Below are 21,444 nucleotides of genomic sequence, written 5' to 3' on the forward strand. Positions count from 1 at the left end.
ATCCCCAGGTCACGCGCGGTCTGCGCGATCGTGAGATCCGGCTCCGAATGGAACAGGGCCACGGCGTCGGCCCTGAACTCGGGCGAATAGACCTTCATCACCATAATCGGTCACCCTCTCCCGGCCCCCACCGGGGCCGGAGGTCAGGGTGTCCACCACCCGGGGGGAGGTCCCGTGGAAGGCCATCGCGTGAACGGGGAAGCGTGAGCGGATGGGCGCGCTGCGGACAAAGGAGCGGCTCTTGTAGACGGCGGCCGGTGTGGTTCGACCGGGTACATCCGTGCCTGCCACGGCCAGGGCTTCGGCGTAGTCGGGTGGCATCCGTCTTGTGTTCAAGCGACGCCGGCTTCGACAAGATCAAGACGGTTCGCGCGAACGCCATGCCACTGGAGGGGCGGCGGCGTCCCGCCACGATGCGAAGCCGCCGCCCGCTCTCCGCCCCCAGCTCTTGCTTTACCTATCGAAATTCGATAGATTCCCATCGCAACTCGATGGAAGGTTGGGTCGTGGGAAAACTGACAGTGGGTGCGCTGCGCGCCGTGCTCGTGGTGGTGCTCGTCGGCACCGTGTTCGTACAGGCAGGGATGGTGTGGGCGTTGGTCAGCGGGAGCGACCCGGAGGACGGATCGCTCCCGCTGACCCCGCTGCGCGTGATCACGATCCTGGGCATGGTGTCGGTCCAGGTCGCCCTGGTCTGCGTATGGCGGCTGGTGACGATGGTGCGACGCGGAACCGTGTTCTCCCACACCGCCTTCCGGTACGTGGATGGCGTGATCGGCGCGATCGTGGCGGCTGCCCTCGTATGGTTCGCGGTCACGGCCCTCAATGCGCCGGGCCAGCGGGACGATCCGGGCGTCACCGTCATCATGGGTGGGGTTGGCGTGGCCATCCTGGGGGTCGCGCTCATCGTGCTCGTGCTGCGGATGCTGCTCGCCCAGGCCGTCGCGCGCGACGTCGAAGCGGCACAGATGCAGGCCGAGTTGGACGAGGTGATCTGATGCCGATCGTCGTCGACATCGACGTGATGCTGGCCAGGCGGAAGATGTCCGTGGGCGAGCTCGCAGACCGCGTAGGCATCACGCCCGCCAACCTGGCGGTACTCAAGAACGGCCGCGCCAAGGCGGTGCGCTTCGCGACGCTCGCCGCGCTCTGCGAGGTGCTCAATTGCCAGCCGGGCGACTTGCTGCGCTGGGAGGCCGAGGATGCCGCGGGCGGATGACACGCCCAGGGCGGGCGTGAAAACGTTTGGCGCCACCGGCCCGTAACACGGCACGTGGACCGCATGGACGTGGATCGCCGATCACCCGCAGCGCCGCCCCAACCCCCTTGGTCGGATTCCGGTTGACCTGCACCGCACCGTCCTGGTCGACGATCGCGGCCTGCGAACGTGCCCCCACCGCAAGCCCCCGTCCTTCCAGCGCGGAAGGGCGGGGGTTCGTCCATGGGAGGCAGCCCCCTGGGCCGGGGACGGACGGACGCCGATCACCTCGGGGAGTCGAGCGGGGCTTGACTGAACTCCCGCAGTGTCCCGGGCGATCGGCGACGGTGTCCTTCGAATCCTAAGATGCCCGAAAGAGTCGCTTACTGCGAGGGGGAAAGCGCGCCGGGGTGGTCCTGCGGTACTGGCCCGCCCCGGCGCGTGAGCCTCATCCGCCGAGTGCGGTGACCATGTTCATGATGGTCTCGACCTGGGCGCCGCCCTGGATGGGGTAGTTGGTGGCGCCGAGGTAACCCCACCAGTCCCAGCACCCGTTGGGGTTCACATAGGACGACGTGGCCTGCGGATACAGGACGATCATCTTGTTGTTGTCGGCGTACTGGTTGAGGTTGGCGCGGTCGACGAAGGTCGTACCGATCTTGTCGTACCCCTGCTTGCAGCCGTGCAGGGAAACCATCAAGCGGCAGCTCGCCCCCGAATCACAGGACGTGGGGACATAGGCGAACCCGGAGCTGCCCATGCTCAGGGTGCTCGCCATTCCGTTGACGGCGTGGGTGCTCTGACCGAACTTGACGAGCTTGCCCGTCAGCGGTCCGGTGTTGGGCGAGGAGACCGAGCCGAAAAGCTTCTGCAGCAGTGCTTTCTGGGGGTCGGTGCCGCAGTCGTTCAGGTACGGCGCGCTGTTCGCGGTGCAGCTGTTCGGCCCGTACGGGGTGACCCAGGAATGCCCCGCCGCAGAGGTGTCGTCGTAGGTCACGTTCGCGCCGAAGTGCTGGTAGAAGGCCTTCCCGGCATCGCCGACCGAGGGCTTCACCGTGGTGTCGTTCGTGCCCTGGTAGAGGTACACGGGGCTGCCGGACAGGTTGCTGACCGGGTCGATCCACCCGTAGGAGGACCAGGCGGAGGCCTTCGAGGTCAGAGTGCTCGGATAGGTGGGGTAGACGTTGTCCCCACAGCCGTAGAGGGCTTGGTAGACGTTGTTCTGCGCGCAGTAGTACGGTCCCGCCCCGAAGATCGCCGCGCCTTTGATCTTCTGCGAGTAGGCAACGTGCAGTTGACCGGCCATGTAGCCCCCGGAGGAGATTCCGGAGACGTACACGCCGGATATGTTGTGGCCGGTGAGACTGCCCGACACCGGAGGAACCGTGTGGAGAGTGGCGGCCTGGGCGGTACCTGCCGACGTCAGCAGGGCCACCAGGACGGAGAGGACCAAGGTGGGGGACCACCAGAAGACGCGTTGACGGGCTCGCATCATGTGCACCTCTTCCCTGGGACTTGCGGTCCGGCCAAGGGCGCCGGTCCGTGTGGTAGCGGAACCGTAGAGGCGACACGAGAACACTGGCGATGTGTGCGGTACACATACGACAGCGAATCGAAGTGGCTCAAAGACACTGGTCCTGACGGCCGGCGCGAAGGGCGCACGTCTGCTCACCATGGGCCACGCCGTCGTGGCCGGCGCTTCGATCCTGAGGCCGCCCAATAGAGTCAACAGCCCCTGCCGGCAACGCGGGCTTCGGGTGGTCGTGCCCAGCCACGGCAGGTGCGGACGCGGGTGCGGTTCCTTGAAGCGGGCCGCGAGTTCGCTGCGGGAGCGGATGCCGAGCTTTGAGCAGATGTGGGTGAGGCGCTACTGCGCCGACTTTACCGATATGTGCAGCTCCAGGAACGGTCACAGGGCCGCGTCGGACCACTGGTCGAGGATGTCGTCGCCGGTCAGGGCGGCGTCGGGTTCGCTCGCCTCGCCGTTCAGCAGCTGCTCGGCCCAGATCACCTTGCCGTTCGGCGTGTACCGGGTGCCCCAGCGTTCGGCGTAGCGGGCGACGAGGAACAGGCCGCGTCCGCCCTCGTCCGTGGTCGCCGCCTGGCGCAGATGGGGTGAGGTGCTGCTGCCGTCGGAAACCTCGCAGATCAGGCGGCGGTCCCGCAGCAGGCGGACGTGGATGGGGACGGTGCCGTGCCGGATGGCGTTGGTGACCAGTTCGCTGAGGATGAGCTCGGTCGTGAAGCCCGCGTCCGTCAGGTCCCACGCCGCCAGCTGCCGGGTGACGTCGGCGCGGACGCCGGACACGGCGGCGGCTTCGGGGGACACGTCCCAGCCGGCGACCCGCTCGGGGTCGAGCACCCGGGTGCGGGCGACCAGCAGGGCGATGTCGTCGTTCCCGCCGTTCGGCAGGAGGGCGTCGAGCACCGCGTCGCAGGTCTGCTCGGGAGTCCGGCCGGGATGGGACAGCGCGCCACGCAGGATCTCCAGACCGACGTCGATGTCCCGGTCGCGGGTCTCGATGAGCCCGTCGGTGTAGAGGACGAGCTGGCTTCCCTCGGGCACCTCGAATTCCGTGCTCTCGAAGGGCAGGTCGCCCAGGCCCAGCAGTGGACCGGCGGGCAGGTCGGGGAAGGTCACGGTGCCGTCCGGACGGACGAGGGCGGGCGGCGGGTGGCCGGCCCGGGCCGCGCTGCACGTGCCGGAGGCCGGATCGTAGACGACGTACAGGCAGGTGGCCCCGATGATTCCCTCGTCGTCACCCTGGTCCGCCCGCTCCCGGTCGAGCCGGGCCACCAAGTCGTCCACCCGGGCCAGCAGCTCGTCCGGCGGGAGGTCGAGGGTGGCGAAGTTGTGCACCGCGGTCCGCAGCCGCCCCATGGTGGCCGCCGCGTGCAGACCGTGTCCCACCACGTCCCCGACCACCAGTGCCACCCGGGCGCCGGACAGCTCGATGACGTCGAACCAGTCCCCGCCCACTCCGGCCTGGGCCGGCAGATAGCGGTGGGCCGCCTCCAGCGCGCTCAGGTCCGGCAGGTCGCGGGGCAGCAGACTGCGTTGCAGGGTGACCGCCAACGCGTGCTCGCGGGTGTAGCGGCGGGCGTTGTCCAGCGCCACGGCGGCCCAGGCGGACAGCTCCTCGGCGAACAGCACATCGCTCTCGTCGTACGGTTCCGCTTGCTCCGAGCGCCAGAAGTCCACCGAGCCCAGCACCGTGCCGCGAGCCCGTAGCGGTACCGCGATCAGGGAATGGAAACCCTGGCCCAGGAGCTCCTCCGCGCGGTCGGGGGCCAGGGTCCGCCATCCCTCGGCGGTGCTCAGATCCGCCTCCAGCACCGCGCGGCCGCTCTTCACACACCGTGCCTGTGGCGTGGCGTCGGGGAAGCGAACGGTTTCGCCCACCGCCATCAGCGGCAGACCGTCGTGGATGGTGCTCAGCCCGGCCCGCCGCATGACGGTGTTCCGCCCGGTCGGCTCCTCGCCGCGCAGCACCTCCTCGGCCAGGTCGACGGTGACCAGGTCGGCGAAGCGAGGTACCGCCACCCCGGCCAGTTCGTGCGCGGTGCGCTCCACGTCCAGGGAGGAGCCGATCCGTGCCCCCGCGTCGTAGAGCAGGCTCAGGCGCTCCCGGGAGGCTTCGGCGCGACCGGACAGAGCCCGCAACTCCGTGGTGTCCCTGAGCGTCACCACGCTCCCGGTACTCCCGTTGCCGGGCACCGTGCGCCGCTTGTTGACCGCCAGCAACCGGTCGGGCGTAAGGAGCACCTCGTCGGTGGCCGTCCGCTCCGAGGCAAGCAGTTCGACGACGCCCGGGTCCATCCCCAGGTCGGTGATCTGCCGCCGCTCCGCGTCCGGCGGAAGATCCAGCAGCCGCCGCGCCTCGTCGTTGGCCAGCACCAGCTGCCCGTCACCCCCTACGATCAGCACCCCCTCCCGCACCGCGTGCAGCACCGCGTCGTGGTGGTCGTACATCCGGGTCATCTCCACCGGACCGAGACCGTGGGTCTGACGCAACAGCCGTCGGCTCACCAGAGCGGTGCCGCCCGCGCAGATGGCCAGGGTCACGCCCGCGGCCCCCAGGATCACCGGGAACTGCTGGGCCGCCATGCCCGCCACCTTGTGGACCGTGATGCCGACTCCCACCGAGCCGACCAGCGTCCCGTCGGGCTCGGTGACAGGGGAGTACCCGACCACCGAGCGCCCCTTGGCCGTCTCGATGGTCTGCGTCCGGGGGGAGGCCGGCGGCCTGATCGGGCCGGTGACGGCCTTTCCGACCAGTGAGGGGTCGGGGTGCGTGTAGCGGACCCCGGCCTTCGAGTACACGACGACGAGGTCCACGTCGGTCGCCCGCTGGATCCGCTCGGAGAGCGGCTGCAGGACCTTGCTGGGGTCGGGACCGGTCAGCGCCGTCAGCGTCTGCGGGGAGTTCGCGAACGTCGCGGCGATGGCCAGGGACCGGGTCTGGGCCTCGTGGGTGCTGTCACGCCGGGCCTGGAACACGAGGGCGACCAGCGCGGCGGTGATGATCAGGGTCACGACCAGGACCTGAAGCACGAACACCTGACCGGCCACGCTCCGCACCCGGAGCAGGGACCGCAGCCGCCCCGGGGGCCGCGCCGGCCAGGGACCGTCGCCACGCCGGTTGTGCTGTCCGTCCTCCGGCCGGTTGGGCTGCTGGTCCTCGGACCGTTCCCGCTCCCGGGTCCGGTGCCGGGCGGATGCCCTGCGTGCGGCGAGGCCCCTGAAGCCGCGGGGTGACGTACCGGGAGGGCGACGGGAATCTGCTGTCACTGCTTGGTTCGCCTCCTCCGCGGCGATGTACGGGTTGTCCCGGTGCGGTCACCGTCCACCGGACCGCCCGCCAGCCGGACCTGCCCCGCGGAAGACGAGGCATTAAGGGCATTGTGAGCAAACAAGGTTCAACCCGTACGTTCTGCGCATTTCTTGCGAACGGGTCAACGGTACTCGCTCAGGGGCGCTTCGGTCCGGTCGGGTGCGGCCCTCCGGTGCCGCCGAGCAGGGGCAGCGCGGTCGTGGCCGGCGCGGTGGTCGCCGAGGGCGGCGGGAGCGGCTCATGCGCGCAGGGCGTCCGGCGGCTGTGCGCAGGGCGTCGGGCGACGTGAGCCGGCCGCTCGGGGCGGTGCGCGCCGTGATGTGAGACGCCCCCGCGCGCCCCTCCCGGGTGGCGCTTCAGGGGCGGGGCCTGCTCCTGCCGACCGTGCGTCTCAGCCCCGGACGCAGTCCTCGATCACCGAGGCGACCTGCTCGACCGCGGCCGAGACGCGGTGCGTGCGCCGGGCCAGTACCAGTTCGACCGACTCGGGGGCGGTGAGCGGTACGTAGGTCACGCCCTCGAGGCTCAGGCTCCGCACCGACTGCGGTACGAGGGCCACGCCGTGTCCCGCCGCGACGAGGACGACCAGGGTGGCCGTCTCGCCGACCTCGAGGAGCGGGGAGGGCCGGAAACCGGCCCGCCGGCAGGCGGACAGGACCCGGTCGTACATCGAGGACCGGGACTGCGAGGGATGGATGACGAACGGCTCGTCGGCCAGGTCCTCCAGCGGGACGCTCGGGAGGCCCGCCAGCCGGTGGTGGGACGGCAGTACGGCCACCAGCGGCTCGGACCGCAACGGCGTGATGCGCATGTTCTCCTTCGGCGCCGCGCCCCGCAGGACGGCGAGGTCGAACACGCCCGTGAGCAGGCCCTCGACGAGCCGGGGGGTGAGGATCTCGCCCCGCAGGTCCAGGGTGACCTTGGGCAGCTTCGCGCGTACGGTGCGGGCGACCCGCGGCAGGACGTCGTAGGTGGCCGTGCCGATGAAGCCGACGGAGACCCGGCCCGCGTGACCGGTGGCCAGCTCCCGCATGTGGGTCCGCGCGCGTTCCTCCTCCGTGACGAGGGCGCGCGCGTAGTCGGTGAGGTGACGGCCGGCCTCGGTCGGCTCGACGCGCCGGGTGGACCGGTTGAACAGCGGGACGCCCAGCTCCCGCTCCAGCTGCTTGATCTGCTGGGAGAGAGCCGGCTGCGCCACGTGCAGGCGGGCGGCCGCGCGCCCGAAGTGGCACTCCTCGGCCAGGGCGAGGAAGTACCGGAGCTGACGGAGTTCCATGGACCCCAGTTTATAAGCGCTGCTTATGAATCGATGCCGACTAGGTCTTGGACATGATGAAGCGAGCGCTCGTACGGTGGAGGCGTGAGCGACAGTTACCTTTACGCAGCAGCAAGAACGCCCTTCGGCAAGTTCTCGGGCGCCCTCGCCGAGGTCCGGCCCGACGACCTCGCCGCGGTGGCTGTCACCGGGGCCCTGGCCAAGACCCCCGCGCTCGACCCGGCGGAGATCGACGACGTCGTCTGGGGCAATGCCAACGGCGCCGGCGAGGACAACCGCAACGTCGGCAGGATGGCCGTCCTCCTCGCAGGCCTGCCCACCTCGGTCCCGGCCACGACCGTCAACCGGCTGTGCGGATCCTCCCTGGACGCCGCCGTCATCGCCTCCCGCGCCATCGAGACCGGCGACGTGGACATCGTGCTCACCGGCGGCGTCGAGTCGATGACCAGGGCGCCCTGGGTCCTGCCCAAGCCCTCGCGCGCGTTCCCCGCCGCGGACGTGACCGCCGTGTCCACCACCCTCGGGTGGCGGCTGGTCAACCAGCGCATGCCGAAGGAGTGGACCGTCTCCCTGGGCGAGGCGAACGAGGAACTGGGCGACCGCTTCACCATCGCCCGCGAGCGGCAGGACGCCTTCGCCGCCCGCTCCCACAACCTCGCCGACGACGCCTGGAACACCGGCTTCTACGACGACCTGGTGGTGCCCGTCGTCGCGGACCGCAAGGGCACGACCGTCACCCGGGACGAGGGGATCCGCCCCGGCTCGACCGCAGAGAAGCTCGCCGGGCTCAAGCCCGTCTTCCGCCCCGACGGCGTCATCACCGCCGGCAACGCCTCCCCGCTGAGCGACGGCGCCTCCGCGGTGCTCCTCGGTTCGGGCGAGGCCGCCGCGCGCATCGGCACCGACCCCGTCGCCCGCATCGCCGGCCGGGGCGTGTCCGCGCTGGACCCGCAGATGTTCGGCTACGCCCCCGTGGAAGCGGCGAACCGGGCCCTGAAGGGCGCCGGGATCACCTGGTCCGACATCGCCGCCGTCGAACTCAACGAAGCCTTCGCCGTCCAGTCGCTGGCCTGCGTGGACGCCTGGGACGTCGACCCGGAGATCGTCAACGCCAAGGGCGGCGCGATCGCGCTCGGCCACCCCTTGGGCGCCTCCGGCGGCAGGCTCCTGGGCACCCTGGCCCACCGGCTGAAGGAGTCGGGGCAGCGGTGGGGCGTCGCCGCCATCTGTATCGGAGTCGGCCAGGCGCTCGCCGTGGTCCTGGAGAACGTCTCGGGAGGCAACCGATGACCACCCTGCTGTGCGACCACGCCGACGAGGCGGTGGCCGGGACCGAGGACGGCTCGACCGTGCTCGTCGGAGGGTTCGGAATGGCCGGCATGCCGGTCGACCTGATCGACGCCCTCATACGCCAGGGCGCCAAGGACCTCACCGTCGTGTCCAACAACGCCGGCAACGGCGACACCGGACTCGCCGCGCTGCTGGCCAAGGGCCGGGTCCGCAAGGTGATCTGCTCCTTCCCGCGCCAGGCGGACTCCTGGGTGTTCGACGACCTCTACCGGGCGGGCCGGATCGAACTCGAGGTGGTCCCCCAGGGCAACCTCGCGGAACGCATGAGGGCGGCCGGGGCCGGCATCGGCGCCTTCTTCTGCCCCACCGGAGTCGGCACGCTCCTCACGGAGGGCAAGGAGACCCGCGAGATCGACGGCCGCACCTACGTGCTGGAGTACCCGATCAAGGGCGACGTCGCGCTGATCGGCGCCCACCGCGCCGACCGCATGGGCAACCTCGTCTACCGCAGGACCGCCCGCAACTTCGGACCGGTCATGGCCACCGCCGCGACCACGGTGATCGCGCAGGTCCGGGAGATCGTCGAGACCGGCGACATCGATCCCGAAACCGTGGTGACCCCCGGCATCTACGTCGACCGTGTGGTGAAGGAGGCCGACCCCGCATGAACGCGACCAGCCGAGTGACGAACGACCAAGGTGCGACGAACGGCCAAGGTGCGACGAACGGCCGAGATGCCATGAACGGCCAGGGCCCGCTGAGCAAGCACGCCATGGCCGCCCTCGTGGCGCGCGACATCCCCCAGGGCGCCGTCGTCAACCTGGGCATCGGACAGCCGACCCTCGTCGCCGACCACCTGCCCGCCGACTCCGGGGTGGTCCTCCACACCGAGAACGGCATGCTCAACATGGGGCCCGCCGCGAAGGAGGGCGAGGTCGACCCCGACCTGACCAACGCGGGCAAGGTCCCGGTGACCGAACTGCCCGGAGCCGCCTACTTCCACCACGCCGACTCGTTCGCGATGATGCGCGGCGGCCATCTGGACATCTGCGTCATGGGCGCGTTCCAGGTCTCCGCCACCGGCGACCTCGCCAACTGGCACACCGGAGCACCCGACGCCATCCCCGCCGTCGGCGGTGCCATGGACCTGGCGATCGGCGCCAAGAAGGTCTTCGTCATGATGACCCTCTTCACCAAGACCGGCGCCCCCAAGCTGGTGCCCGAATGCACCTACCCGCTCACCGGGCTGCGCTGCGTCGACCGCGTCTACACGGACCAGGCGGTGTTCGACATCACCCCCCAGGGCCTGCGGGTCGCCCAGACCTTCGGCACCACGCTGGACGAACTCGCCGGCCGCCTCGACATGCCGCTGCTCGCGCCGGAGGCGTGAGACACGGGCCGACGGCCCGCCCGGGAACGTACTGATGGCCTGCCCGCGGTCAGCGGGCAGGCCATCAGTACGTTCCCGGGCATCGCGACGTCCACGCTTCTGCGGACGGGAGCGGGACCCCGGCCGGAGAAGCGTGGACGTCGACGCCTCCTCGTCCTCCGCAAGCTCCGGGGAGATCTTCGGCGGCCGCCTCAGGTGCGGCGGGACCGCACGACCAAGGCGGTGCCCCCGGCCACCGCGAGGACCGCCGCGCCGCCGAGGATCGCGGCCTGCCCACTCGCGCCGGTCCTGGCGAGACCGGGGCGCGAGCCGTGCGCGGCCTGCAGGATCAGGTCGGTGACGTCGCCCGGATCGGTCTCCAGTACGGCGTGCGGGGCGTCGACCTCGACGGTGGTCGAGCCCGCCCGCTTCGCCATGAAGCGCAGGTTCTCGGTACCGATCGTGCGGTCGTCGGTGGCTACGAGGTACCACGAGGGGATCGTCTTCCAGGCGGCCCCCTTGCTCGGCTGGGTGTTCGTGGCCACGTTCGCGGGCCGCTGTGAGGCGGCCAGGGCGTTCGCCCGGGCCGCGTCGAGCCGGTTGCTCAGGAAGACGTCGCTGAATTTGTCCGGCTTGATGTACAGGTCGACATCGTCGGGGCCGCCGCCGAGCGGCACGGCGTCCAGCGCGGTGGGGACGGGAGCCCGGGGGTCGTCCGTCAGATGACTGCCGGGGTGCTTGGCGACCAGCTGCAGAGCCGTCTCGCCCTTGTCCGGGGCGAACCCCGCGACGTACACGAGGGACGTGACGTTCGGGTTGCCGGCCGCCGCGTTGGTGATCACCGAACCGCCGTAGGAGTGACCGACGAGGACGAGGGGGCCCTTGATCGTCTTGAGCAGGGCGGCGAGGTAGTCGGAGTCGCCGGAGAGGCTGCGCAGCGGGTTCGCGGGGGCGACCACCGGATAGCCCTCGGCCTGGAGGCTCCGAACGACCTTGTTCCAGCCCGAGGCGTCCGCCCAGGCGCCGTGCACCAGTACGACGGTCGGCTTGGTGCCCTCATGGGGCCCGGCCCCACCGCCGCTCTCGGAGGCCGCGGACGGGCCGGCGGCTGCCAGAGCCGCGGCGGGGAGGAAAACGGCCAGGGGAAGTGCCCGCCGGGCGGCGTGCCGTATGTGCTCCATAACCACTCTTTCTCGAGGGGAATGACTGGCCGAGAGGAATGACTGCACGACGACACTGCGTTCCACCGGCTGGTGCGGCACTGCGAACTGGTCCGGTCGAGTGAAGATCGCACCGGCAGGTGTGAGCACTTCCTGACGCGCATGCCCGGCCCCGCACCACTCGCTCCGAGGTCACCGCAGACATGGACCGGCCCCTCAAGGCAGCCGTCGAGGCCTCGGCCCGAGAGGCCCCCGAACCACCCGGATGTCCACCTACTGAGACATGCTTCTCAAACAGGTACGTTTGTAGGACACCTCGGTGTTTTGCCGGGGTCCGTAGGAATGCGAGAAAAGGAAACACACATGTCTCACCCCCTGCTGGTGGACCCGGCCTGGTTGCACGAGCGCCTCGGGGACCCCGCGATCCGGATCCTGGACGCGACCACCTTCCTCACCCAGCCCGAAGGCGACGGCTACTACGACGTCGAGTCGGGCCGCCAGGCGTACGAGAAGGCCCACATACCCGGCGCCGTCTTCGCCGACCTGCTGAACGACCTCGCGGACCCCGGCGCGGCCACCACGTTCACCGCGCTCGACAGCGAGACGTTCGCCGCCCGGCTCGGCGCTCTCGGCGTCGGCCCCGGCACGCACGTGGTCATCTACGACCAGGGCCCGAACATCTGGGCCACCCGGCTGTGGTGGAACCTGCGCTACGAGGGCTTCGACGACGTGTCGGTGCTGAACGGCGGCCTCCCCGCCTGGACCGGGGCGGGCCACGAGGTCAAGAGCGGCGTGGAGTCCAACGAGCCCGCCGTGTTCACCGCGAACCGCCGTCCCGAGCTGTACGCCGACAAGGACGCGGTCCTCGCCGCGATAAAGGACCCCGGCACCCAGCTGGTGAACTCCCTCGACCGGCCGACCTTCGCGGGCACCCGCCAGACCTACGCCCGGCCGGGCCGTATCCCGTCCAGCACGAACGTTCCGTTCCCCGAACTCGCCGAATCCGACGGCCGCTTCCGTGGCCCGGACGAGGTCCGCGGGCTCTTCGACGACGCCGGCGCCCTGGACGAGTCCAAGAAGGTCATCACGTACTGCGGCAGCGGTATCGCCGCCACGGGCCTGGCCTTCCACCTCGCTGTCCTCGGCCGCCCCGACGTCGCGATCTACGACGGCTCCCTCACCGAGTGGGCCGCCGACCCGGCCCTCCCCCTCGAAACCGACTGACGGTCCCGGCTCGCCCGGACACCCCCGGCTCGCCCGGACACCCCCGGACCTGCGCTGTCCGGGGGTTCTGCCGGGCGGTCGGGTGCTCATCGCGGATCCACCGCCGACCCCAGCGCCCTCGGTCGCCGCCGTATCCTGCCCGGACCGCGCCACTTCAGCCGCCGACCGGGAGTTCCCGCGTGACCGAGCCGATCGCTCCGACCACCCTGTCCGTCCCGTCCGCCTCGGACAAGAAGCCCTTCCTGTACGTCGTCGTCTGCGCGAGCGGGATAGCCGGCGAGGTCGGCACGCTGATCACCGCCGCGCGGCAACGGGGCTGGGATGTCGGGGTCGTGGCCACCCCGCAGGGACTGGGACTCCTCGACACGGAAGCGATCGAGGCGCAGACCGGCTATCCGATCCGGTCCGCCTGGCGCAAGCCCGGAGAGGCCCGCCCCCTCCCTCCCGCGGACGCGATCGCCGTGGCCCCGGCCACGTTCAACACGGTCAACAAGTGGGCCGCCGGTATCTCCGACACGCTGGCCCTGGGCATCCTGTGCGAGGCGTACGGCATGGGCGTCCCCATCGCCGTCCTGCCGTATCTCAACGCGGCCCAAGCCGCCCACCCGGCCTACCGGCAGAGTCTGGAACGGCTGACCGGGATGGGTGTTCTGATCGGCTCGCACGAACCGCACCGACCGAAGACCGTGGGAGGCGCCGACCGCTTCCGCTGGACGGAGGCGCTGGACCTCCTGGAACCCGGGCCGGCTGCGTAGGCGCCGCGATCGGACCGGCCTCTTGCCGTCCGTCCAGGCCGAGGCCTGTATCAACGCACGTCAGCGGGAGAGCCGGCGGCCCGTCCCCCAGACGGACCGGAAGAGGACAGTGAAGCCCGGCCGCAGTCTGCGGCCGCTGTCTCGGCTCCGATGACTCCGACGGGTCTGTCCTCCGGCTGGTCGAGAGCGCATGAGCGATTCGGTGGGGGAGGCACGGAGTGAACCAGGTGCCGGGCGGGACCGAGCAGGAACCTGGGCGGGGCAGTCGTCTGAAGTCCTGTCGGTAACCGTGCCGGCCGACGGTGGCTCCGTACGACGGAGCAGGCAGCGAGGGGACCGGCTCCGAGGGCGGCGGTGTGCAGCTCGGTGGTCCCGAGGGAGGGTGACACGAGGAACGGAGGAGCCGCGAACGCCCACCGGGAGCGGGGGCAGCCGGTACGGCCTCTTCGGGCACTCATCGTGCCCCGTAGCTTCCTGACTCGGCGCCATTGCTGCGTTTAACGTCCGGGAGTGAGCCTCTGGACTTCCCTCGAGCCCGCCTCCACGACCGTGGACCCGGGTGGTAGTACGACTGTGCGGCTGCGTCTGCGCAACACCGGTGACGTGGTGGAGGAGTACCGCTTCGAGGCGGTGGGTGATCTTGCGCCGTGGGCGCGGGTGGAGCCTCGGTCGCTGCGGTTGTATCCGGGGACGACGGGGACGGTGGATCTGACGTTCGCTCCGCCGCGTACGTCGGACGCGGCGGCGGGGCCGCATCCGTACGCGGTGCGGATCACGCCGACGGAGCATCCGGAGGCGACGACGGTTCCGGAGGGGAACCTCACCATTACCCCGTTCACGGAAGTGCGGGCGGAGTTGGTGCCGCCGACGGTGAAGGGGCGGTTGCGGGGTCGTCCGAAGCTGGCGGTGGACAACCTCGGTAATACGAGGGTGACCGCGTCGCTCAGTGGCAGTGACAACGGTGATCAGTTGTCGTACGACATTCATCCGAGCAATGTGCAGATCGAGCCGGGCCGTGCGGCGTTCGTGAAGACGACGCTGAAACCGCGGCAGATCATCTGGTTCGGGTCGGCGGAGCACCGGCCCTACACCCTGGCGGTGCAGCGGTCGGGTGTGACGCCGCTGGACGTGGAGGGCACGTACGTGCAGCGGGGTTTCCTGCCGCGCTGGCTGGCGGTCTTCCTCAGTGTCTTCATGGCGCTGGCGATCGCGTTCGTGATGCTGTGGATCACTTACAAGCCCGAGGTCCGCAGCGTCGCCACCGAAAGGCTCCAGGAAGCCGGCGCCGGCACGCTGCCGCCGCCCGCTCTCTCACCGGCCCCCGAGGCGCCGAAGGCCCCGTCCGCCGGCGTCGCGGCACCCCCGGCCGCGACCGAGACACAGCAGGCCGGCGGAGCCGGAGACGGAGACGGAGCCGGAGAGGGAGACGGAGCCGGGGCGGAGGGTGGTGGTTCCGAGGAGAAGGAGACCAAGGCGCCGGAGAGGACCGCGGCGATCGCCGTCCAGCAACTGGCCGCGCAGGATCCGAGCGGACGGCACATCTGCTACCGGGTCTATGCGGCGGGCCAGGGCTGGACCGACGCCGTGTGCGACGGCGAGACAGCGGGCACGGCGGGCGCGGGGACGCCGCTCAAGGCCGTCAACATCGCCGTGTCCGGAACCAAGCTCACATCCGGCGCCCCCTCCGTCCACAACCCCGCCTCGACCGACGGCAAGGGGCACCGCCCCGCGCCGTGGACGGACGCCGCCGACGGCATCGACAACTACATCGGCAGTACCGAGGAGGACGCCCCGGACATGCTGGGGTTCACCGTCAGCGTCGACCGTGGCGCCGGCACCGTCTGCCAGTCCGCCTACGTCCACAAGGACGCCTGGCTCAGCCTGGCGTGTGACGAGCCCGGGACCGGGTACGAGTTCACCTACGTCGGCACCCAGGACAACGACTCGTGGATCGAAGCGGTCAAGCTCACGGTGTGATCCGAACCGTCCACCGGCCACTGCCCAAAGGACGATCCCACCGAGCCCGCAGGGCCGCCGCGTCCGAACGTGGTGTACCGCATCGCCCGTAGCGCGAGGGGCTGACGGGGCTGACGTTCTCCGCCGGGGTGGTTCGACCGGGCTGCGGACGCGAGGGGCCTTCCGCCCCCGGCGCAGGTAGCGGTCCAGGGTTCGGGTCTGTGCCGAATGGCCGGGATGGGGGGAGTCGGCCACGGCCGTACTGCCCTTTGCCGCCTCGCCCCGTTGGTGACGGCGAGTTCGGCGGTGGCGGGAGTCAAGGTCTCACCGTGGCCGAAGACTTACGAGCGGTCCGGGACATCCAGTCGGTGCGGCATCTTTTCCCGCACGGCATCACCGGCTCGCGGGATTCCGTGATCCGGCCGTGCGCGATGCCCTTCAAGCCTTGGGCAAACAGGTGCCCCGGCGTCGTCCATCTCGTGCCAACTCCACATGGCGCGCCGAATGTTGAAGGCGCAAGGACCTGCTTGGAGCTCGCACAGAGAGGCGTGTGCTCATGGGCGGCGGTTCGGGCGGTCGTCCCGGCGGTGGGTCGTCCATGACCGGCGGATCAGGCTGCGGACGGTGATGATCGTGTCCGCGAGGTCGAAGAAGGCGTCGATGATCGTGGCTCGCCGTTCGTAGCAGCGGGCGAGCCGGTGGAAGGCGCTCTGCCTGGCGTGGGTGCGCTCGACGTGCCACCGCCGGCCGGCCTGGATCGGCGCCTTCTCGCCTCTGTGCGCGACGCGGCCGTGCAGGCCGCGGGCGGCGAGTTCGGTGCGGGTCTTGTCCGAGTCGTAGCCGGCGTCCAGGTGCACGGTGATGTCGTCGGGCAGTGGCCCCAGGTCCTCCAGGAGGTCCAGGGTCGGAGCGAGCAACGGGGAGTCGTGGCGGTTCGCTCTATGCTGTGCGAGGGCGTGCTTCTGCCCGGAGTTCGCTCGCTCCTGCCGGCAACGGGCATGAAGGACAGGCGCGTTCGGGCACCAACCGAACGGATCACGTGACACACGCTGGTCCGTGGCGCCCGTACAGCATCCGGTTCGAAGGGAACCTGTCTTGCCGAAGACCGTTGTCATCACTGGTGCGAGCGATGGAACCGGCGCCGCCGCGGCGCGTCGACTGGTACGTGATGGACACCGCGTGGTCGTCGTGGGCAGATCCGCAGCCAAGACCAAGGCGGTCGCGGATGAGCTCGGCGTGCACTGTTTCGTCGCCGACTTCGCCCACTTGCACCAGGTGCGCACCCTTGCGGCACAGCTCGCCGACCACTGCCCGCGCATCGACGTACTGGTCAACAACGCCGGGGCGATCCTCGGGGACCGCCATGTCACAGCAGACGGCTTCGAGGAGACGTTCCAGGTCAACTATCTCGCGCCGTTCCTGCTGACCAACCTGCTGCTGGACACCCTGCTGGCTTCCCAGGCCCTCGTCGTGCAGACATCAAGCAACGCCGCACGACTGTCAGCACGCGTCGACCTGGACGACCTCGACAATGCGCGGAACTACTCACCCGTACGCGCCTACGGCAACGCCAAGCTGGAACTCGTCCTCTTCACCCGGGAACTGCACGACCGATACCACGAGCAGGGCCTGTCCGCGGTGGCCTTCCACCCCGGCGGTGTCTCGTCGAATTTCGCCAGGACCAGCCGAAGCACTGTGGGCTCGCTGTTCCGGACACCTGTGCCTCGCTTGTTTTTCCAGTCCCCGGAGAAGGCGGCACGACACCTGCTGCGGTTCGTCACCCCCACACCCGAGGACAGCGTCGTGTCCGGTGCGTACTACGAGAACGGCAAACCGCGCACGATCAAGGCGCCGCCCATCGGGCCGCAGTTGTGGGAGGCCACTACAGCGCTGCTCGACCTGAACAAGACGTAGCGAGCCGCAGATCTGGTGCGGGGGCTGGCCAGGTGCAACGGCACCCGCCGCGCGCAGGGCGTCGACCATGATGGCAGCGCGACCACAAGCCCCAGTGATCACGGAGCGTCATAACTTCATGATCACAAGGGCTTGTGCCCGTTCCGTCTCCGGGTAACGGCTCCCACAACGGGGCGCCCGGCAACACCGTCCCCGCAGAGCGGAGAGAACGTGTTCATCGCCTTCGTCACGGTCACCATCCTCGGCGTGGTCTTCAACGGCGCCGCCGCCGTCACGTACCTGAGCGGCCATGAATACCCCAAGACCCAGGCGGACATGAAGGGCATTCCCCGCAAGTACGTGCCGGTGCTGGGCGCGTTACTGGCAGCGGGCGCCGTGGGGCTGGCGGCCGGGTTCGCCGTGCCGGTTCTGGGAACCCTCGCCGCCTGCGGCCTCGTGCTGTACTTCATCGGCGCGATCATCGCCCACCTGCGGGTGGGCTCCCGCGACATCGCGGGCGGGATCGTGTTCCTGGCCACCGCGGCGGCCGCCCTCGTCCTGGGTCTGCTCCACCACGGCCCCTGGTGACGGACCGGGGAGCATGCGTCATCCTGTCGTGCGACTTCTCCCACCGGCGCCCCTCCACCGCGAGGCCCGGTGGGCGATGAGCCCGAGCGCGGCGAGCGGGGACTTCCCCGCGTGGCCGCGACCAGTCCGCCCGCGCCCAGTCGGCGCCCGAGGCGTGGCTGACGATGCACCAGACCTGGCCGGGCGGGACCCGGACGGAGCCGATGGCCAGGCCCGCGGTGACGGACGCGACGAGCAGGACGAGCAGGACGAGGAGGACGAGGAGGACGAGGAGGACGAGGAGGACGAGGAGGACGGCGAGGACGAGGAGGGTAACGGCCATGGGTCCGCGGCCCCTCGCCTGCCCGGCGGTCGGCCGACCGGACACCGGCCGGGGCGGCGGTCAGCGGCAGGACGACGAACCGCTCGTTCTTCACGGCGGGCACGTCGGCGAGGGCGGCCTGCAGCTCCGGCATGTCCGTCACACGGATGCCTGGGCGCGGGGCGTGAGCCGGGTGCGTCGTGCTGGACTCGGGTGAAACTGCTGTATGTCAGAAATGAAAGAACTCATTGTTACCTCTGTCAACAGGCTTCACAAGGGAAGGGTGTGTGCGGTCCGTGTACGCTGGAGGTATGAAGGAGAATACCGCCCCACCGGTAGGCCCTCTTGTCACCGGTTCTGAGATCGCCCGGTTGGCCGGGGTCACTCGGGCCGCTGTCTCCAACTGGCGGCGGCGGTACGACGACTTCCCCGCGGTGGCGGGAGGCGCTGCGAACAGTCCGCTCTACGCACTCGCCGAGGTCCAGGAATGGCTGGACAAGCAGCGCAAAGGCCAAGAGGTGTCGCCCGAGGTCGAGCTGTGGCAGGCCATGAGAACTGCCTACGGGGAACAGATGGTCGCGGGTCTGGCAGAGGTGGCCTCGGTGCTGGCCGGAGAAAGTGAGCCAAGCCTGCCGGATGACGTCGCCACCCGTGTGCAAGAGCTCGCCCGGACCGAAGCGCCCGTCGACCTTGTGAAGGCACTGACGGAACGATTCATTGACTCCGCTCGGCGCGCGGGATCGGACCAGGTGACGTCCGAGCGCGTGGTGCGTGCCATGTGCCACTTCGCTCCCGAACTGCGGACCGGCGCCACAGTGTTCGATCCCGCCTGCGGCATCGGGGTACTGCTCCTGGCCGTCGCCTCCGAAGCGGGAACGCGCTGCTGCGGCCAGGAGACGGATGCCGACAGTGCCCGCTTCGCGCAGCTCCGCGCCGGCCTCCTGGGCCGATCGGACGTGCGCATCGCGGCAGGTGACTCCCTGCGCGCGGACGAATGGCCGGACCTCAAGGCGGACCTGGTCGTCTGCGACCCGCCCACTGGCGTGACCGAGTGGGGGCGAGAGGAATTGCTGCTCGACTCCCGCTGGGAACTCGGTACCCCGTCCAAGGCCGAAGGGGAGCTGGCGTGGCTCCAGCACGCTTATGCGCACACCGAGCCCGGCGGCCAGGTCCTCATGGTCATGCCTGCCTCGGTCGCCTACCGCAGGGCAGGCCGCCGCATCCGAGCAGAGCTTGTACGCCGGGGGATCGTGCGCCAAGTGGTCGCCCTGCCGCCAGGGACGGCGACCTCTCACGCCCTGCCCGTTCATCTGTGGTGTCTGAGACGCCCCGAGAGCGCGGGAGCCGCGGATACGCACCAGACCGTGCGCATGGTCGACCTGACCGGCAACAGCCCCGACGGGAGCCTGGAACCACGCCCCGACCAGGTCGCCGACGTGCCGCTGATCGAACTCCTCGACGAGACCGTCGACCTGACCCCCGGCAACCATCTCCGGTCCCGGCACCGCGACTATCCCGGCGAATACGCAGCCCTGCGCAAGGAACTGGAGGACCAGGTCCGTCGACTCGCCACACTTCTGCCCGAGCTTGTGCCGGGCGGCGAACCGGGCTCACTGGACGGTGCCACCACCAGCGTCGCGGATCTGGCCCGGGCCGGACTCGTCACGTACGACGGTCCGGAGCCGGTCTCGGCCAGCGAGCAGCTCGACACGGACTATCTGCAGGGATTCCTGCGCAGCTCCGTCAACGCCCGCCGGTCCACAAGCGCCAGCGGTACCTACCGCCTTGACGGCAGGGGCTCCCGTATCCCCCGCATGGGCATCGACGAACAGCGTCGGTACGGCACTGCCTTCCGGGCCCTGTCCGCGTTCGAGGAAGGCATGCGCAAGGTCGACGAGCTGAGTCGGCAGCTCGCCGAAGTCGCCCGTGACGGCCTCGCCGCGGGTGCCCTGGTACCGGAGGAGTGATGAGGCCGGGGCGGGACACCCCTGGTGGGCGCCCCGCACCGGCCCGCACTCGTCCGCACCGGCCCGCACTCGTCCGCATCGGCGCGTGCGGCGGCCGGCCGGTCAGGTGGCGGGCCAGAAGTCGGTGATGCGTATGGTGCGCATCCGCGGGTCACGGGCGTTGTGGACGGACTCCAGGTGCAGTCCCTTGTCCGCGTTGAGTTCGGCGACGCTCATGGCCTGGAATTTCGCCATGGCCTTGCGCACTCCGGCTCGGACCGGCTTCTCCAGGGTGTCGTAGCCGTCCCAGAAGCTCTGGGCGAAGGCGAGCCGGGGCATGAGGGCACTTCCTTTCCGCCTGACGGCGTTTCATGATTGCGAAGGGGGAGTGGCGCCGGCCAGCCGTCCGGCGACGTCCCGGAGAGCCGACATGAGTTGGTCCGGTTCGCGGGAGAGGTCGAGGCTGTGCTGATACAGCCGAACTCCGCGTCCGCCCGGCCCCGCCGCCGTGCCGCGCACCTCGTGGAAGCGCTCGGGCTGCCGTCCGGCCGCGTACACCAGATGTGCCTCGCGCAGGCCGAGCACGGTGGCGTACGCGAGCGCCTGGTACAGGTCGGCGTTGTGGAGTCCGTCGGCCTTCTCGACCTTGTACTTGGCGTCGACGACGGCGAGCGGGGTACGTCCGTCGCCGGTGCGGACGACGAGGTCGGGGCGCATCCGCACGAGACCCGCGGTGTCGAGGTGGTGGGGGTCCTGGAGGCGCGCGGTCAGGCCGTGCTCCCGAAGGGCCTCGCGCAGGGCGACGGTGACGAAGTCCTCGAACAGCTTGTTCATGTCGAGCAGGAAGCCGTCCACGGCGAGCGGTTCGGGCCCGGGAGCGGGGGCCCGGTGTTCCGGCGAGGAGCCGCGCAGGACGGCCTCGGCCAGCCGCAACGCGGGCTGGTAGCGGGAGTTGAGGCGCGAGGGCTGCCAACGCGGCAGTTCCTGTCCCCGTACCAGCGGCAGGGCGTCGGCGAGACGTACGCGCTGATGGGCCAGGCGCCGCCGGACGGGACCGGGAACGCCCGGCAGCCGCAGCAACCGCTCGGCGGCGGCGCGCAGGATGCGGTTCTCGGAGGTGTCGGCGGTGTACGCGTCGTAGACGATCTCCACGGGCGGGGTGCGGCCGAAGTGCCGCCGGATCTGCTCGGCCTCGCGCAGCCGCCCGCGCACGACCAGCGCGGACTCCTGCACCTCCCGGTAGCCCTGGAGAACCCCCCGCCGCAGCGCCGCGTCGATCTGCCGCTCCACGGCATGCGCGAGCGCGGGGACGACATCGTCGTACGCACCGGTCTCGACGGTGCCCTCCCGGCTGTCGCGCCAGGCGCGTGCCGGGTCGAGGCTGAACCCGAGCAGGAAGAACAGCCGGCTCACCGGGGTCTTGGGCATGATCCGTACGACCGGACCGCCGGGCGTGCGCACGGCGCCGACCCGGCTTCCCGCCCGCAGCAGCCAGTGCCCGTCCCGGCCGGGATCCGGGGTCGCGCTCTCCAGGATGCCGGAGGCGGCCAGGGCCCGCCCGGCCTCGGCACCCAGCGGGACGGAGACGGCGGGCCCGTACTCGCGCAGCACCACCTCGGGCACGGGCACGGACACAGGCACGGGCCCGGATAC

The 21,444-nt window shown here is 70.4% G+C and carries 17 protein-coding genes and 1 pseudogene; 11 read left to right on the top strand and 7 right to left on the bottom strand.

Annotated elements, in window-relative coordinates; translation table 11 throughout:
• Positions 1-506 precede the first annotated feature (506 nt).
• Positions 507-998 carry a DUF2975 domain-containing protein gene (locus tag ACFYQA_RS14555; protein WP_388916535.1) on the top strand — a complete coding sequence of 164 codons (492 nt, stop codon included), beginning with the start codon at positions 507-509 and terminating at the stop codon, positions 996-998.
• Positions 998-1,219, top strand: coding sequence for a helix-turn-helix transcriptional regulator (locus ACFYQA_RS14560; RefSeq protein ID WP_055595213.1), 222 nt, complete (start codon positions 998-1,000; stop codon positions 1,217-1,219). Before ACFYQA_RS14555 ends, ACFYQA_RS14560 begins: the two co-directional genes overlap by 1 nt.
• A 427-nt stretch (positions 1,220-1,646) precedes the next feature.
• Here ACFYQA_RS14560 and ACFYQA_RS14565 read toward each other — a convergent pair whose 3' ends face one another.
• From ACFYQA_RS14565 to ACFYQA_RS14575, 3 genes are all read right to left on the bottom strand, one after another.
• Positions 1,647-2,693 (bottom strand): PHB depolymerase family esterase, encoded by a 1,047-nt coding sequence (locus ACFYQA_RS14565; RefSeq protein WP_388916538.1) that lies wholly within the window; start codon positions 2,691-2,693, stop codon positions 1,647-1,649.
• A gap of 414 nt (positions 2,694-3,107) precedes the next feature.
• Positions 3,108-5,798 carry a SpoIIE family protein phosphatase gene (locus tag ACFYQA_RS14570; RefSeq protein ID WP_388916852.1) on the bottom strand — a complete coding sequence of 897 codons (2,691 nt, stop codon included), beginning with the start codon at positions 5,796-5,798 and terminating at the stop codon, positions 3,108-3,110.
• A 626-nt stretch (positions 5,799-6,424) separates the two neighbouring features.
• Positions 6,425-7,309, bottom strand: coding sequence for a LysR family transcriptional regulator (locus tag ACFYQA_RS14575; protein WP_388916541.1), 885 nt, complete (start codon positions 7,307-7,309; stop codon positions 6,425-6,427).
• 84 nt (positions 7,310-7,393) lie between these two features.
• On the opposite strand from ACFYQA_RS14575, the gene ACFYQA_RS14580 reads away from it, so the two are divergent.
• From ACFYQA_RS14580 to ACFYQA_RS14590, 3 genes are all read left to right on the top strand, one after another.
• Complete coding sequence (locus ACFYQA_RS14580; protein WP_388916544.1) at positions 7,394-8,599, top strand: thiolase family protein; 1,206 nt, start codon at positions 7,394-7,396, stop codon at positions 8,597-8,599.
• Positions 8,596-9,267, top strand: coding sequence for a 3-oxoacid CoA-transferase subunit A (locus tag ACFYQA_RS14585; protein WP_388916547.1), 672 nt, complete (start codon positions 8,596-8,598; stop codon positions 9,265-9,267). The genes ACFYQA_RS14580 and ACFYQA_RS14585 overlap by 4 nt, the downstream gene beginning before the upstream one ends.
• Positions 9,268-9,338: 71 nt before the next feature.
• Entirely contained in the window at positions 9,339-9,989 is a 651-nt protein-coding gene (locus ACFYQA_RS14590; RefSeq protein WP_388916855.1) for a 3-oxoacid CoA-transferase subunit B, read from the top strand.
• Positions 9,990-10,180: 191 nt separating this feature from the next.
• Here ACFYQA_RS14590 and ACFYQA_RS14595 read toward each other — a convergent pair whose 3' ends face one another.
• Positions 10,181-11,149: an alpha/beta fold hydrolase gene (locus tag ACFYQA_RS14595; RefSeq protein ID WP_388916550.1), complete on the bottom strand. Its 969-nt coding sequence runs from the start codon at positions 11,147-11,149 to the stop codon at positions 10,181-10,183.
• 342 nt (positions 11,150-11,491) lie between these two features.
• Here ACFYQA_RS14595 and ACFYQA_RS14600 point away from each other — a divergent pair, with 342 nt between their 5' ends.
• From ACFYQA_RS14600 to ACFYQA_RS14610, 3 genes are all read left to right on the top strand, one after another.
• Entirely contained in the window at positions 11,492-12,352 is an 861-nt protein-coding gene (locus ACFYQA_RS14600) for a sulfurtransferase (RefSeq protein WP_388916553.1), read from the top strand.
• A gap of 179 nt (positions 12,353-12,531) precedes the next feature.
• On the top strand, positions 12,532-13,107 hold the full coding sequence (locus tag ACFYQA_RS14605; protein ID WP_388916556.1) for a flavoprotein: 576 nt from the start codon (positions 12,532-12,534) through the stop codon (positions 13,105-13,107).
• A 510-nt stretch (positions 13,108-13,617) separates the two neighbouring features.
• Positions 13,618-15,084: a hydrolase gene (locus ACFYQA_RS14610; RefSeq protein ID WP_388916559.1), complete on the top strand. Its 1,467-nt coding sequence runs from the start codon at positions 13,618-13,620 to the stop codon at positions 15,082-15,084.
• A gap of 533 nt (positions 15,085-15,617) precedes the next feature.
• On the opposite strand, the gene ACFYQA_RS14615 is transcribed toward ACFYQA_RS14610, so the two are convergent.
• Positions 15,618-16,178, bottom strand: coding sequence for a transposase (locus ACFYQA_RS14615; protein ID WP_388916562.1), 561 nt, complete (start codon positions 16,176-16,178; stop codon positions 15,618-15,620).
• On the opposite strand from ACFYQA_RS14615, the gene ACFYQA_RS14620 reads away from it, so the two are divergent.
• From ACFYQA_RS14620 to ACFYQA_RS14630, 3 genes are all read left to right on the top strand, one after another.
• Positions 16,120-16,977, top strand: a complete 858-nt coding sequence (locus ACFYQA_RS14620; RefSeq protein WP_388916565.1) for an SDR family NAD(P)-dependent oxidoreductase — start codon at positions 16,120-16,122, stop codon at positions 16,975-16,977. The genes ACFYQA_RS14615 and ACFYQA_RS14620 overlap by 59 nt on opposite strands.
• A gap of 210 nt (positions 16,978-17,187) precedes the next feature.
• Entirely contained in the window at positions 17,188-17,544 is a 357-nt protein-coding gene (locus tag ACFYQA_RS14625) for a DoxX family protein (protein ID WP_386392345.1), read from the top strand.
• A gap of 612 nt (positions 17,545-18,156) precedes the next feature.
• Positions 18,157-19,812, top strand: coding sequence for a class I SAM-dependent DNA methyltransferase (locus ACFYQA_RS14630; RefSeq protein WP_388916568.1), 1,656 nt, complete (start codon positions 18,157-18,159; stop codon positions 19,810-19,812).
• Positions 19,813-19,926: 114 nt separating this feature from the next.
• On the opposite strand, the pseudogene ACFYQA_RS14635 reads toward ACFYQA_RS14630, so the two are convergent.
• Both ACFYQA_RS14635 and ACFYQA_RS14640 read right to left on the bottom strand, forming a co-directional pair.
• Positions 19,927-20,130, bottom strand: a pseudogene (locus tag ACFYQA_RS14635) (hypothetical protein); the annotation flags it as partial.
• A gap of 30 nt (positions 20,131-20,160) precedes the next feature.
• Positions 20,161-21,414 (bottom strand): McrC family protein, encoded by a 1,254-nt coding sequence (locus ACFYQA_RS14640; protein WP_388916858.1) that lies wholly within the window; start codon positions 21,412-21,414, stop codon positions 20,161-20,163.
• Positions 21,415-21,444 lie beyond the last annotated feature (30 nt).

This window comes from Streptomyces sp. NPDC005774, from assembly GCF_042871645.1.
Taxonomy (GTDB): Bacteria; Actinomycetota; Actinomycetes; order Streptomycetales; family Streptomycetaceae; genus Streptomyces; species Streptomyces pratens.

Excerpts from the sequence above, each read along its gene's own strand:
- ACFYQA_RS14600 (WP_388916553.1), top strand. The coding sequence starts at position 11,492 with ATGTCTCACCCCCTGCTGGTGGACCCGGCCTGGTTGCACGAGCGCCTC.
- ACFYQA_RS14615 (WP_388916562.1), bottom strand. The coding sequence starts at position 16,178 with ATGACAACGGTCTTCGGCAAGACAGGTTCCCTTCGAACCGGATGCTGT.
- ACFYQA_RS14560 (WP_055595213.1), top strand. The coding sequence starts at position 998 with ATGCCGATCGTCGTCGACATCGACGTGATGCTGGCCAGGCGGAAGATG.
- ACFYQA_RS14575 (WP_388916541.1), bottom strand. The coding sequence starts at position 7,309 with ATGGAACTCCGTCAGCTCCGGTACTTCCTCGCCCTGGCCGAGGAGTGC.
- ACFYQA_RS14595 (WP_388916550.1), bottom strand. The coding sequence starts at position 11,149 with ATGGAGCACATACGGCACGCCGCCCGGCGGGCACTTCCCCTGGCCGTT.
- ACFYQA_RS14585 (WP_388916547.1), top strand. The coding sequence starts at position 8,596 with ATGACCACCCTGCTGTGCGACCACGCCGACGAGGCGGTGGCCGGGACC.
- ACFYQA_RS14565 (WP_388916538.1), bottom strand. The coding sequence starts at position 2,693 with ATGATGCGAGCCCGTCAACGCGTCTTCTGGTGGTCCCCCACCTTGGTC.
- ACFYQA_RS14590 (WP_388916855.1), top strand. The coding sequence starts at position 9,339 with ATGAACGGCCAGGGCCCGCTGAGCAAGCACGCCATGGCCGCCCTCGTG.
- ACFYQA_RS14630 (WP_388916568.1), top strand. The coding sequence starts at position 18,157 with ATGAAGGAGAATACCGCCCCACCGGTAGGCCCTCTTGTCACCGGTTCT.